This window comes from Shewanella mangrovi (assembly GCF_000753795.1).
Taxonomy (GTDB): domain Bacteria; phylum Pseudomonadota; class Gammaproteobacteria; order Enterobacterales; family Shewanellaceae; genus Shewanella; species Shewanella mangrovi.
The window spans coordinates 99,360-113,454 of sequence record NZ_JPEO01000003.1 but is presented as its reverse complement, the minus strand read 5'-3'; the positions used below and the strand labels follow the sequence as shown (position 1 = coordinate 113,454).

The window sequence follows — 14,095 nt, the reverse complement described above, 5'->3', positions numbered from 1 at the left end:
TGAGGTGATTCAATTTCACTATATATGGTGATTTATAACGAGAATAAGGAGAATAAGAACCATGCCAGTTGTTATCAAAAGGGACGGGTGCCGTACACCGTTTGATGAAACAAGACTCAGGGACGCAGTGCTGGCCGCCTCGACGCACTGTGGTGTAGAAGACGCAGATTATGCCGCGACTGTTGCCGCTGTTGTGACCCAAGCTGTAAAAGACAAAGCCGAAGTTGGCATTCAGGAATTGCAGGACCAAGTTGAAAACCTGCTGATGGATGGTCCCTACAAAAAAGTTGCCCGTGCTTACATCGAATACCGTCATGATCGCGACATCTGTCGTGAAAGCAGCAGCAAGTTAAGCCTCGAAATTCGCGGTTTGGTTGAGCAAAGTAATGCCTCTTTGCTGAACGAAAACGCTAACAAAGACGCCAAAGTTATTCCGACACAACGTGACCTGCTGGCGGGCATTGTGGCTAAACACTACGCCAAACACCATATTTTGCCTAAAGATGTGGTAGCAGCGCATGAAGCGGGTGAGATCCACTATCACGATCTTGATTACTCGCCATTTTTCCCAATGTTCAACTGTATGCTGATTGATTTAGGCGGCATGTTGACCCATGGCTTTAAAATGGGCAATGCCGAAATTGATACGCCTAAATCTATCTCTACCGCGACAGCTGTGACGGCGCAGATTATTGCACAGGTAGCGAGCCATATTTACGGTGGTACCACTATTAACCGTATCGATGAAGTGTTGGCGCCGTTTGTGACTAAGAGTTATGAAAAGCACCTTGAAGTCGCGCAAAAGTGGGGCATTGCTGATGCCGAGGCATATGCCGCTGAACGCACAGAAAAAGAATGTCACGATGCGTTTCAATCGTTGGAATATGAAGTAAATACCCTGCACACCGCCAACGGTCAAACCCCGTTTGTGACCTTTGGTTTCGGTTTGGGCACTAGCTGGCAGTCACGTCTAATCCAGCAGTCGATTCTGAAAATTCGTATGGAAGGTTTGGGTAAAAACCACAAGACTGCGGTGTTCCCTAAACTGGTATTTGCTATCAAAGATGGCGTAAACCACAAGCAGGGCGACCAAAACTACGACATCAAACAGCTGGCGTTGGAATGTTCTACCATCAGAATGTACCCAGACATCCTCAACTACGAACAAGTTGTGCGTGTCACCGGTTCATTTAAAACGCCAATGGGATGCCGTAGCTTCCTTGGCGTTTATGAAGAAAATGGCGAGCAGATCCACGAAGGCCGTAACAACCTCGGTGTGGTCAGCGTCAACTTGCCGCGTATCGCCCTTGAAGCCAAAGGTGATGAGCAAGCGTTTTATCGTCTGTTGGATGAACGTTTAGTGATTGCCCGTAAAGCGCTGGATTCGCGTATCGCTCGCTTAGAAAACGTGAAAGCCCGCGTAGCGCCAATCCTGTATATGGAAGGTGCTTGTGGCGTGCGTTTGAAAGCTGACGATAATATCGCCCAGATCTTCAAAAATGGCCGTGCTTCTATCTCTTTGGGTTATATCGGTTTACATGAAACCATTAACGCGCTTTACGGCAATGGTAAGCATGTATTTGATGATGCGGCCTTGCGTGAAAAAGCCGTCGCCATTGTGGCGCGTTTGAAAGCGGCAACTGAAGCATGGAAAGCGGAAACAGGTTATGGCTTTAGCTTGTACGCCACGCCAAGTGAAAACTTGTGCAGTCGCTTTGCCAAACTGGATGTGAAACAGTTCGGTTTAGTGGATGGCGTGACCGACAAAGGCTACTACACCAACAGCTTCCATCTGGATGTAGAAAAGAATGTTAATCCGTACGATAAAATCGATTTTGAGAAACCGTATCCCGATCTCTCCAGCGGTGGTTTTATCTGTTACGGCGAATATCCGAACATGCAGCGCAACGTTGAAGCGTTGGAAGATGTGTGGGATTACAGCTTCAAGCATGTGCCGTACTACGGTACTAACACGCCGATTGATGAATGTTACGACTGTGGTTTTACCGGTGAATTTGAGTGTACCTCTAAAGGGTTTGTGTGCCCTAAGTGTGGCAATCATGAGCCAAGTCGGGTGTCCGTGACTCGTCGGGTCTGTGGTTATCTTGGTAGTCCGGATGCGCGTCCGTTTAACCAAGGTAAACAGGAAGAGGTCAAACGCCGCGTGAAGCACCTCTGATTCAGATGTTGGGGCACGTTATGTGCCCCTTATTTCTCGGAGCACAGCATGAATTATCATCAGTATTATCCGGTGGATGTGATTAATGGACCGGGCACTCGCGCAACATTGTTTGTGGCGGGATGTAGTCATCAATGTCGTGGTTGTTATAACCAGTCAACGTGGGATCCTCGCTCTGGTCATCTTTTTGATAAGCAGATGGAAGATCAGATTATCGCCGATTTAACCGATACCCGTATCAAGCGCCGTGGTTTGTCGCTATCGGGGGGCGATCCCTTCTTTCCCGGTAATCTTGCCGCAGTTAAGCAGCTCCTTGAACGCATTAAAGCTGAGGCACCCGGTAAGGATATTTGGTTATGGACCGGTTATACGCTCGATGAGCTCAGCGGCGAGCAGCAAGCGCTTTTACCCTTGATCGATGTACTGGTGGATGGCAAGTTTGAGCAAACTCAGGCCGACCCATCGCTAACCTTTCGTGGCTCAGCCAATCAAGTGATCCACTACCTGCACGTCAATGACATATGATTTATATAGCTTTTATGCGCCAAACGTGCGACGTATGGCATTAATCGTTCAAAATAATCGAAATTTTGCGAAAAAAAGCTGATTCATCCATGATGGGTTATTGGTATACTCCTCAGCCTAATAGACCGAAAGTCTGTATTTGCCCGTCTAGCAAGCGGGATAGGTTTGCTTAGTGGCCGCCTGCGAGCTGCAAAATCACTAGGCCTGAAAGTTTCAACAGCTTTTATCTTGTGGTGCCGCCAATCGTCATCGGCTTGGTAACACGAGATGTCGTTAAGGTTAGTTCATGTCGATTAAATACGTTGCTACAGCCAAACTTCCCACACCTTGGGGTGTCTTTTCCATGCATGGTTTTGAAGATACAGAATCAGGCAAAGAGCATGTAGCGTTAACCTTTGGTGAATTGCAGGCCGATGAGCCGATGCTGGGGCGCATTCATTCAGAATGTCTCACCGGCGATGCACTCTTTAGTTTGCGTTGCGATTGTGGTTTTCAACTACAAACGGCCATGCAAAACATCGCCGCTGAAGGTCGTGGTTTTATTCTCTATTTGCGCCAAGAAGGTCGTGGCATTGGTTTATTGAATAAGGTGCGCGCCTATGCGTTGCAAGATAAGGGTGCCAATACGGTTGAAGCAAATGAGCAGTTAGGGTTTCCGGCAGATATGCGCAAATATGACATGATTGCGCCGATGCTGGAAAAAATCGGTGTTCATAAAGTGCGCTTGATGACTAATAACCCGCGTAAAGTAAAAGCGATGCAGCAGGTTGGGGTAGAAGTGGTTGAGCGCGTGCCATTGCAAGTAGGTAAAAATCCGTACAACGAAAACTATCTGAAAACTAAGTCGCATGAATTAGGGCATTTGATCCCAGATTCCTACTTTGAGCAACATCAAGATTAACGAAAGGCCGCTTTAAGCGGCCTTTTTTATGGCTGAGCGCGGTTGTAATAACGCGATTAGCGTTTAATACAGACGATGAGCGCGTTACCAGCGTCTTCGGCTAATGGCAGAATTTTGTCGTAGTCGTGTTCAAACAACATCACTTCAAAGTAAGGTGCTAGCAAAGTTTCAATATTGGCAAACGTGACGGCAACCATACGGTGCTCGTCATGCCAAATCTGGGTCTGCGTCTTGTTGTGCTTTTCAATACTGAGTTTAAGCGCCTGATGCTCACCATGCCCTGCATAATACCAACTGGAGCGGAACGTGAAGTTATCTTCCTCTTGTGTGGCACCGTGCTGCACAAATAGCGCGTTATTTATCTTATCTTTGGCGACAAGGTTAAAACAAAATACTCCGCCGCTAGCGAGCGCCCGATACACGTTGGCAATACACTGTTTAAGTTTGTCGAGATCGGCATTGTAGTGAATCGAGTAGAGAAAACAGGTGATCAAGTCGAGCGGTGTATCCACCTTAAACTCACTCATGTCCTGCAGGCTGAATACGGCTTCAGGGCAGCGCTTTGCCGCAAGATCCAACATCGGTTGGTTGATGTCTAGGCCTTGGCTTTGATAGCCGAAATCAATGAAATGGCGAACGTGAGGCCCCGTACCACAGGCCATATCGAGATGACGATTGCCACCATTGCCAAACATTTGGTGCAGTCTGCGGACGCAGTGGCTCTGGGCTTGGTAGTCGATGTCGACACACATGAGGTCATAGTACCCCGAAAGATCTGTGTATAGCGCATTGGCAGACATAGTGGTCGGTTCGCAGTCATGGGAAATTTGAGGGTGGCGCATAGTAAACTAATACCTATGATTTGCGAAGCAGATATCAGTCACCGTGTGAGTTTTCTGTGTTACGGCGTTACGCGTACGAGGAGCGCTCTGATATTGGCTTCAATCATAGTAGGTACACAATACTTGGCTCAGAATTGGACTATTGTGCAATCTTTAAGGACGATTTGAATTGCCCTCATCATCAGTTTTTTCTATTGTTACTGGCCTGGTAACACCATGATGAAGGTTTAGGCTATGCCAATGGCTATTGTTTTGAGAGCTGGAGAAGTGGTGATCCCCGCCACACTAAATGACACCGTCGCCGCATTAGATTTTAAAACACGCTTGCCGTTTGAAACGTCAGGTTATCGTTCTACATTTGATTATTGCTGTACGGCAACAGAAGGGCAGTATGATGCCAGTGAAAAGCAATATGGCTGGAAAAATGGTGATATTAGCTTAGCCGGGGGATGGTTTGCGGTGTTATTTGCCGGTGAAGAACAATCCGCTTCATACGACGATATTATGCCGATTGCCCATATTGCGAAGGAACATCTGCCTCTAGTAGATAAACTGCCAAACAATGTGACGTTCATTGTCGAAGCGGCATGACGGCTGAGTGTCTGATGGTTGCTTAAATAGGTGAACAGCGGTTTTTCATATTGTTTCTGGAGCAACGTCGGCGGCTACGGCAACGGCATTAACTCGGTATGCAATGATGCACGTTTGTATTCATCCTTTGCCGACTTATCGCTGTTAACCTGTGACAATTTTCAACGCGTTATGCGGGCTATTTCTTATTGTTGCCACCCCAAATCGCACTATTTTCACCACTGCCTGTGGCGGCGGGCTTATCGGCTTTTGGCATCATCGGCGGTGTTTTACGTGCAGCCACAGTTTTGAGATGGTCTGGCATCTTTTCGCCTATGGACTTGATATAGAGGCGTTCTAACTTTTCCCGCGCCCAAGGGGTTTTACGGAAAAATTTCAAACAAGATTTGATACTTGGGTCATTGCTAAAGCAATTCACTTTAATTCTGTCTGCCAGACCATCAAACCCATATTGCTGCTCCAGATGGCGCAATATAGCTTCAAGAGTGACACCGTGTAGCGGATCGTTCGGATGAGATTGAGCTGATGACATAAAGACTCCAAGAATTAACGGCGGCATACTAACACAATCCGCCGTTAACGTCAGAGTTGCTATTTTGTTTTGGCTGCAAAAGGGGCTTTGAGCTCGCCATAGCCGCCTGCATTAGCTACGGCGCTGTAGCCTGCTTGCTGCAGAGCTTGCTGCGCAATACTGGCTCGGCGGCCACTGCGACAATACAAGACGATTGGGTGTGCTTTCGCTACATCCAATGTAGCCAGTTGCTGCACTATGGTTTGATACTCCATATTTTGTGCCCCGATGATATGACCGTCATTGAATTCAGCCACTGTGCGCACATCAATTAACATGGCGCCGTGGTTGACCAATTTCACTGCAGCGGCAGGGGTAATATCACTCTTGGCTAAGGCGGGTAGCTGCCAGCCAAGCAGCAGTGAGGCCAAACCGATAGCATACAGGGTGCGATACAACGTGGTGCGCATCATTTCTGCCCCAATGCTTGTTCGGTTAATTCAGCTTCGGTTTTCATCCCCAATTTATGCAGTAACATGCTAGCGGGGCAGAAGCGAGTGAATGAACTTTGTAATAAATTGGCGCCGACAAAGACCGTCAACCAAAAAAAATTATGGTGCACGGTGGCGGTGAGTAGCACTGACACTAATACCATGAAACCGGCGAAGGCCATGGTGCCACGTTCAACAGACATAGGTTTAGACATGATTAGGCTCCTGTAGTCACTTGTGGTGACGTTGTGCCTTCCATGCGTTTGCGCATAAAGGCGTAATACAACACCGGAATTACCACTAAGGTTAGCAGCGTCGAGATAAAAATCCCGAAGATAAGACTAATGGCAAGCCCGTTAAATATTGGGTCGTCGAGAATAAACAGCGCTCCAATCATCGCCGCTAAAGCGGTAAGCATGATAGGTTTTGCCCTGACCGCCCCTGAGTGAATAACCGCTTGTTCAAACGGCATTCCCGCGGCCGTTTCTTGGTTAATAAAATCCACCAACAATATTGAATTTCGCACGATAATTCCGGCAAGCGCGATCATGCCGATCATCGATGTAGCAGTAAACTGCGCGCCAAGGAGCGCATGGCCCGGCATTACACCGATAATGGTCAGCGGAATCGGCGCCATAATGATCAATGGCACCAAGTAAGAACGGAAATGCGCCACTACCAGCAGATAGATAGCAATCATGCCGACACCATAGGCGATGCCCATGTCGCGGAAGGTTTCATAGGTAATCTTCCACTCACCATCCCACAATACGCTGACGGCATCTAAGCCATCGGGCTGATGGATGTAGTTTTGTTCAAAGCCGAGGCCTTTGGGGGCATCTATGTCGGCCGCCATCTCAAACATGCCATATAACGGGCTGTCGAGTGGGCCTGCCATATCGGCAACGACCATAATCATCGGGATCATGTTCTTATGAATAATCGGCTTGTCGATGCTACCTTTTTGCACGCGAACCAGTTCCGATAATGGCACTGTGCCGCCAAACTGACTATCGAGTTTCATCGTCATCAACTGTGTCAGATCTAACTTGTTCGCATCATCCAGCTCAAGGCGGATGGGGACGGGATATTTCTGCATCGGTTTATGCAGTACATTGACATCATTCCCCCCCACTGAGGTGGCAATTAAATCGACAATATTGGCATACGGCACGCCCAACAGACTGGCCTTGCTACGATCAATATTCACTTGCCATTTTTGCTGGGCGGCGGGCAAATAGATGTCGATATCCACCACATCCTGAGTTTGATGGAATAGCTGCATCAGGTCGTTAGCCGCCTGTTCACGAATCGACTCACTGGGGCCATAAACTTCTGCCACTATCGGTGACCAGACGGGCGGGCCGGGCGGTACTTCGACCACTTTGACATTGGCCTGATACTGGTCCGCAATTTGCTGCAGTGGACCGCGTACTGCCAGCGAGATGTTGTGGCTATCGCGATCTCGGTGATGCTTATCGACTAAATTCACTTGTATGTCACCAGCTTCTTGCGTGCTGCGCATAAAGTAGTGACGCACCAACCCGTTAAAGTTGATTGGGGCATGAGTCCCGGCATAGAGCTGCATATTGCGCACTTCCGGCACGGTAGCAAGATAGTTTGACAAGTGTTTCAACACTTTTTCCGTCTGTTCAACGGGGGTGCCTTCAGGCATATCAACAATCACCTGAAACTCGGATTTGTTGTCAAATGGCAACATTTTCAGCACCACTAGCTGCCCAATCGGCAGTGCGACCGCCATTGCGATAAGCAATGCCACGCCCGCCGCCAGCCCGATGCGAGCCTTACGACTTTCCAAAAATGGCTTAATCAAACGATTAAACAGTCTTAGCAGCATCGGTGAGGCTGAGTCAGTATTGGCCGTTTCGTCGTCAGATTTCTTGGCCTGGTGAGACTTCAGCAGTTTGCGGCTTAGCCACGGAGTGACAACAAACGCCACTGCCAGCGAAATCACCATGCCCATGCTGGCATTAATCGGGATTGGGCTCATATAGGGGCCCATCAAGCCGCTGACAAACGCCATTGGCAGCAAGGCAGCAATAACAGTGAATGTCGCCAAAATTGTGGGGCCACCCACTTCATCTACTGCAACTGGGATAAGCTCACTGAAGGAACGTTTGCCCATCGCCATATGGCGGTGAATGTTTTCCACTACCACAATGGCATCATCGACCAGAATACCGATGGAGAAGATCAAAGCGAACAAGCTCACCCGGTTAAGGGTAAAACCATAGGCCCATGAAGCGAATAGGGTAATGGCCAGCGTAATACCAATTGCCACACCGACCACAATGGCTTCACGTAGCCCCATGGTGAGCAGTACCAGAATCACTACCGCAGTGGTGGCGAAAATCAGTTTGAAAATAAGCGTATTGGACTTATCTGCCGCGGTAACCCCATAGTTACGCGATACCGTAATGTTGACCTTTTCAGGAATAATCACATTACGTACTTGGGCGACTTTGGCAAGCACAGCATCGGCAACATCCACTGCATTTTCACCGGGCTTTTTGCCGAGTGATATGGTCACCGCAGGGAACACCCCTGCCGCAGGCGTTTGTGCACCATGTGCGGCGTCGCCTGGATTGAGCTGTTCTTTACTGGTGTGGTAATGCCATGCGCTAGCGGTAGGAATATCCGCTTTGAGCGTAATATCGGCGATATCCGACAAATATACCGGTGCTGGCTGGCCAACATCGTCGTTATTGACGGCCACCACTAAATTTTTTACATCATCAATCGACTGTAAAAACTGTCCCGCTTGAACCTTAATTTCTTGATTGTTTTGCACTAAGGATACTGGCATAGACACGGCATTGTTGGCACTGAGCGCATTGCGAATTTTGTCGTAGCTGACGCCGTAATGATTCATCCGCTGTGGATCAATGCGCACATTGAGCACCAGCTCGTGTGGCGCAACCGTGGTAACTTCGCGTGTGCCGGGGATCCGCTTTAATTCGGTTTCTAAGCCATTGGCAACATGGGTAAGTTGCTGCGCAGAAATAGCGGGATCTTCAGACCACAGCGTCAGGCTGACAATTGGTACATCATCGATACCCATAGGTTTAATCGATGGTTGCCCGACACCGGCAGCGCTTGGCAGTCTATCAAGATTGGAATAGATCTGATTGTAGAGTTTAACAATCGCTTCATTGCGCGGCACGCCCACCTCGAATATCACAATGATCAACGCGCCGTTGGGCTGTGAAAATGAGTAGAGGGTGTCGATGCCTTTAATCTGTGAAATGACTTCTTCCGCGGGCAAGGTTACAAGTTGTTCAACCTCTGAGGGTTTCGCGCCGGGGAAGGGAATGTAGACATCCGCAAACGTTACATCAATTTGCGGTTCTTCCTCTTTGGGCGTGATCATAATGGCGAAAATGCCAAGCAGTAAGCCAAGCAATGCTAACAAGGGGGTGATAGCGCTGTTTTGGAATTTCGCCGCAATTTTACCGGAAATGCCCATGTTGTTGTGTGCTTCAGTCATCTTGCATCCTACTTACTTAGCTGAATGTTGCATCAACACTTGATAGGCGTTGTTGGCGATGACATCACCGTTTTGCAAGCCAGCGAGCACTTCCACTTTGCCATTGATGTTCTCACCAATGCGCACCTGCTGCAGCACGAAGCTATCGTTCACTTTGAGATACACACCTGTAAGTTCGTTAACGCTGTACAGGGCGCTCGTTGGAATTTGCACCAGTGGTCGTTGACTGACGGCAAAGCGGGCTTTTACCCAGCTGCCAGGAAGTAAGGCTGGCGTATTTTCGGGTAGTGGTAAGCGCACTTTGTAAGCGTGGCTTTGCGTATCGGTAAAGCCGAAAATTTGTGGCTTATCAATGGTAAATTGACGTCCGTCGGCGAGTGTGACATCAACTGCACCAGCGTCAACTAACGCTTGGCGATATTGTTGTGGGACTTGCACCACCACGCGCATTTTGTCGGTGGCATACCCTGACAACAACGGCTGACCTAGGGTTACCGTTTCGCCTTCTTCAACATGGCGGGCGGTCATGACGCCAGCATAAGGCGCCGCGACAATCGTGTATTTGAGGTTTTCCCGCGCCTTGGTGACCTGGGCTAATGCGGCAGTTGCAGCTTGTTGCGATGACTTAGCGTTGGCAATTGCCTGATCCATCGCGCCTTTAGAAATGGCGCCCTGCGGAAATAATGCCTGATAGCGCGTGAGCGTCTGCTGCGCCTCAACGTCAAGTGCCTTAGCGCGCGCATAGCTGGCTTCAGCCGCCGCGAGTTCAGCGCCTTGTTCTTTACTGGTGATTTCAAGTAAAGAAGCACCAGCAGGCACAAAGTCATTAACATCATAGTTAAGTTTAACAATTCGGCCTGAGGTCTGTGCTGACACTGTGGCAGATTTTACTGCTTCAATCGTGCCATCTAGTACGAGATAAGAGGGGGCTTCAGCGCTAGTGACTTGGTAGGTATTTACCTCAGCTGCCTCACTTGGCAACGCAGCAATTAAGCTACAAACGGCGATAGCAGAAATGAAAACTGTTCGCATATCAACTAATTCCATGCAGTACTACATTTATGAGAAAATTCTAATGGATATATTGCAACTTGGCAATCTTCTATTAGAAAAAAATTATGTAGTTAAGTGATGACTGAACTAGTCATTCACTGTCCTAGACGCTTAAGCCTAGGCCTAAATCACAACAGGAATGTTATCGACACGCAAATAATGTAAAAAAAGCCAGCAAATTGCTGGCCTTTTTATCTCATTAAATGGGTTAGAAGCGGTAGCTATACTGCACAGAGTAGTATGTGGCAGATGATTTGGTCTTAGCGTTAACTGGCCCCACCAAACGGCTTTGCTCAACTAGCTCTACTTCGGTGCCTTTTACTAAGGCAACACCGAGGTCGATGCTGGCGTTTTTACTCCACTGATAGCCCAGACCTACAGTGTACCAGTGACGGTTTGAGTCAGGGATAGACAGTGAACTTAACTGGTCAACAACACCTCGGTCATACATATAACCTGCGCGCAGTTTAAGATCAGGATTCACGCTGTAGGTCATCCCGATACTACCTAACCAAGAATCCTGCCATTGGTATTCTTTTAGTGCTGATTCTACACCGGTGGCGATTTGCATGCCCGCAAAATCACCAGTAGCAATGGTCGCAGTGCCATCTTTAGCGGTGATTTGATCGAATGAACCCCAACGGGTGAACTGAGCCGTATAGTGCACAGCAAAGGTTGGTGTTAACTGATGGAAACCGGCAAATTGGGCGATATCCGCCAAAGGTACATCTAACTTATCAAAGTCGATGCCCACTTGCTGAGTGCTAAGGCCAGTGATCTCTTGGCTGGTCAGCACAGAAATATCACCTTTTACTGTGACCTTAGGACTCTTACGATAACTCAGCGCAAATCGGTTGTTATCGTCCATTTCAAAGGTAACGCCAACAATACCGCCGAAACCAACACCATCAGCGTCAACATCCAGTAATGGTGTCGCACCTGCATAACGGGTCAGCTTGCCTTTGCCATATACTGTGTCTAATCCAATACCGACGCTCCACTGTTGGTTAATACGGTAAGAAAGACTGACGTTGAAGTCGACGGTGGTCACTTCCGTTTTACCAATCAGATCATAGGGAGCAACAGCGGCGCCTTCTGCGAGTGAGTTGGTTTCAGTACCAGTACCAAAGTTAGAGAAGGCGGCAACACCAAAGGCCCACTTATCGTTGAGTGGCTGAATATAGTAGATGTTCGGAATGACTTTCACGCTGCCAGCATCATCAATGCCGCCCAAATCAACAGCGCCACCGGCAAAATTCACATCTTTTACATCGATCTGAATATCACCAACGGTCATCCCAACAGAAAGTGCGCTGGAGTCGAACATTGCCATCGCACTTGGATTACGCGCCATTACCGATGCGTTGTCGGCAATGACAGCATCACCAGCAAAGGCACGCCCGATACCAGTTGCTGACTGACTATTTAGCTGAAAGCCTGCCGCAGCGGCTTGAAAGCTGCCACAGGTTACTGCTACTGCAATAAGAGTCTTGTTAAAATTATGCATGTAATTGAGTCTCTGAATTAGCTTTATCGCAAGTGCTTGTTGGCAAAGACCAACAGCTCCCCATTTTTAATAGCTCGCCATGTTATGGAGGAGTTAAACTGGCAGCAAGTCCGACCAGTGTCGATGGTGCGTTGTTGCACGAGCATTGGCCAAGGCACCGATCACAACTCGAGCAGGGCTATTGCTAGTCCACTTCCTCAACATGTTGATCTCAATAATGTTAGTCGATTTCGAGAAAAGGAATAGGACTAAAGTGGCAGGTGGCTAAGACTTTGGAGGAGATTAACAGAATTGTGAAGCAAGCGAACATTTGTCCGCCTGCGTAAACAATAGGGTTACAGCAATGTTTTAAACAAAGCATAGCGTTTGAGGGTATTTCCCTGTGCCGGAAAAATTTTACTGACGACGATGCCCGCTATGCAGGAAAACAGAAATCCTGGCACAATTTCATAGAGTTTGAAGATTTCGCCAGTACCTAATTTCCACAACACGACAGTTGCCGCGCCCACCACAATGCTGGCAATCGCGCCATAACGGCTGTAGCTTCCCCAAAATAGACTGAGTAACACCACTGGCCCAAATGCCGCGCCAAAGCCTGCCCATGCGTAACTCACGAGCCCTAAGACACTGTTCTGTGGGTCGAGAGCAATAATGCCCGCGATGATCGCGACAACCAATACCGCAATACGACCAACCAGCATTAACTCTGCATTGCTGGCATCTTTACGCAGCCAACGACGGTAAAAGTCTTCTGTGACCACACTTGAACAGACTAACAGCTGCGAGTCGATGGTACTCATGATCGCCGATAGAATCGCCGCAATAAGAATGCCGCCAATCCAAGGGTTAAAGGCGATTTGCGTCAGATGGATAAATACCGTTTCTGGGTTATCTAGCGGTGTATCGGCAAAATAAAGCATGCCGGCAATTCCGGTAGCGAGCGCACCAAGCAGTGAGATCGTCATCCAGCTCATCGCAATCCTACGGGAGATTTTTATCTCGTCGCTGGAGCGGATTGCCATAAAGCGGCTGAGAATATGCGGCTGACCAAAGTAGCCCAGTCCCCACGCCACCGCAGAACAGAGGCCAATTAGTGTAAGCTTGTCGCTAAATAGCGATAACACCGCCGGATCCAGTGTATCGAGGCTTTTATGACTTTCTGGATGGGTGAAGATACTCATAGGCACAATAAGCAGTGCCAGCAACATCAGGCAGCCCTGGAAAAAATCGGTCCAGCTGACAGCAAAGAAGCCACCCACAAAGGTATAAGCAACAATGATGATGGAGCCCGCTACTAACGCAATTTGGTAATCTAAGCCAAAGACTTTCTCAAATAAAATGGCGCCGCCAACCATGCCGGACGAGGTATAGAAAGTAAAAAATAACAGAGTGGTGAGGGCTGAAACTAATTTGAGAATACCGCTAGTATCGTTAAAACGTTTTTGGAAGAAATCGGGCAGAGTAAGGGCGTTATCGGCAAGCTCGGTATAAATGCGTAAGCGCTTGGCAACAAATAGCCAATTTATCCATGCGCCTAACACTAAGCCGATACCGATCCACGCTTCTCCCATGCCACCCAAATAGACCGCTCCCGGCAATCCTAATAGCAGCCAGCCCGACATGTCAGATGCGCCAACACTGAGCGCGGTCACCGCCGGGCCCATTTGGCGACCACCTAAAATATAATCATCAATGGAATCTGTTGCGCGATATGCCCAAAATCCGATGGCCATCATGGCCAATAAATAGGCGACAAAGGTTACTGCGATAGGAGTTGCAATTGCCATAAGCGAAATGAATGTGAAGTGATTGTTATTATTTGTGCTGACATCCTAGCAGAGAGTTGAGCTGGCTCACAATATTGCCTTAAGCGGCGCTGCTGAATGCTAATACATTAGGCTATTTGGTAATCACTATTTGATATCGAAATTTACATATTTTTCATTGTGTTGTATGTAATAGCTGGGTAGAGTGAGCGGCTTAAAAT

12 protein-coding genes are annotated in these 14,095 nt (G+C 48.2%); 4 read left to right on the top strand and 8 right to left on the bottom strand.

The window, feature by feature from the left end:
* Positions 1-61 precede the first annotated feature (61 nt).
* The 3 genes from nrdD (at position 62) to ribA (ending at position 3,605) form a co-directional block, all read left to right on the top strand.
* Positions 62-2,179: an anaerobic ribonucleoside-triphosphate reductase gene (nrdD, locus tag HR45_RS05665; RefSeq protein WP_037440626.1), complete on the top strand. Its 2,118-nt coding sequence runs from the start codon at positions 62-64 to the stop codon at positions 2,177-2,179.
* A 48-nt stretch (positions 2,180-2,227) separates the two neighbouring features.
* Complete coding sequence (gene nrdG / locus HR45_RS05660; RefSeq protein WP_037440624.1) at positions 2,228-2,704, top strand: anaerobic ribonucleoside-triphosphate reductase-activating protein; 477 nt, start codon at positions 2,228-2,230, stop codon at positions 2,702-2,704.
* A gap of 286 nt (positions 2,705-2,990) precedes the next feature.
* Positions 2,991-3,605: a GTP cyclohydrolase II gene (gene ribA / locus HR45_RS05655; protein WP_037440622.1), complete on the top strand. Its 615-nt coding sequence runs from the start codon at positions 2,991-2,993 to the stop codon at positions 3,603-3,605.
* 56 nt (positions 3,606-3,661) lie between these two features.
* On the opposite strand, the gene HR45_RS05650 is transcribed toward ribA, so the two are convergent.
* Positions 3,662-4,405, bottom strand: a complete 744-nt coding sequence (locus tag HR45_RS05650; protein WP_037441380.1) for a class I SAM-dependent DNA methyltransferase — start codon at positions 4,403-4,405, stop codon at positions 3,662-3,664.
* 282 nt (positions 4,406-4,687) lie between these two features.
* On the opposite strand from HR45_RS05650, the gene HR45_RS05645 reads away from it, so the two are divergent.
* Positions 4,688-5,038 (top strand): cyclophilin-like fold protein, encoded by a 351-nt coding sequence (locus HR45_RS05645; protein ID WP_037441379.1) that lies wholly within the window; start codon positions 4,688-4,690, stop codon positions 5,036-5,038.
* 178 nt (positions 5,039-5,216) lie between these two features.
* Here HR45_RS05645 and HR45_RS05640 read toward each other — a convergent pair whose 3' ends face one another.
* The 7 genes from HR45_RS05640 to putP all read right to left on the bottom strand — a co-directional run bounded on the left by HR45_RS05640 (position 5,217) and on the right by putP (position 13,895).
* Positions 5,217-5,570 carry a VF530 family protein gene (locus HR45_RS05640; protein WP_037440621.1) on the bottom strand — a complete coding sequence of 118 codons (354 nt, stop codon included), beginning with the start codon at positions 5,568-5,570 and terminating at the stop codon, positions 5,217-5,219.
* A 59-nt stretch (positions 5,571-5,629) separates the two neighbouring features.
* The gene (locus HR45_RS05635) at positions 5,630-6,022 is read right to left on the bottom strand and encodes a rhodanese-like domain-containing protein (protein WP_037440620.1); all 393 of its coding nucleotides are present in this window, start codon (positions 6,020-6,022) and stop codon (positions 5,630-5,632) included.
* On the bottom strand, positions 6,019-6,243 hold the full coding sequence (locus HR45_RS05630; protein WP_037441378.1) for a YgaP family membrane protein: 225 nt from the start codon (positions 6,241-6,243) through the stop codon (positions 6,019-6,021). The genes HR45_RS05635 and HR45_RS05630 overlap by 4 nt, the downstream gene beginning before the upstream one ends.
* A 14-nt stretch (positions 6,244-6,257) precedes the next feature.
* A complete protein-coding gene (locus HR45_RS05625) occupies positions 6,258-9,548 on the bottom strand; it encodes an efflux RND transporter permease subunit (protein ID WP_052074543.1) in 3,291 nt (1,096 codons plus the stop codon).
* 12 nt (positions 9,549-9,560) lie between these two features.
* Positions 9,561-10,580: an efflux RND transporter periplasmic adaptor subunit gene (locus HR45_RS05620; RefSeq protein WP_052074542.1), complete on the bottom strand. Its 1,020-nt coding sequence runs from the start codon at positions 10,578-10,580 to the stop codon at positions 9,561-9,563.
* A 229-nt stretch (positions 10,581-10,809) separates the two neighbouring features.
* Positions 10,810-12,108: an OmpP1/FadL family transporter gene (locus HR45_RS05615; protein ID WP_037440619.1), complete on the bottom strand. Its 1,299-nt coding sequence runs from the start codon at positions 12,106-12,108 to the stop codon at positions 10,810-10,812.
* Between the two features lie 335 nt (positions 12,109-12,443).
* Positions 12,444-13,895, bottom strand: coding sequence for a sodium/proline symporter PutP (putP, locus tag HR45_RS05610; RefSeq protein WP_037440617.1), 1,452 nt, complete (start codon positions 13,893-13,895; stop codon positions 12,444-12,446).
* Positions 13,896-14,095 lie beyond the last annotated feature (200 nt).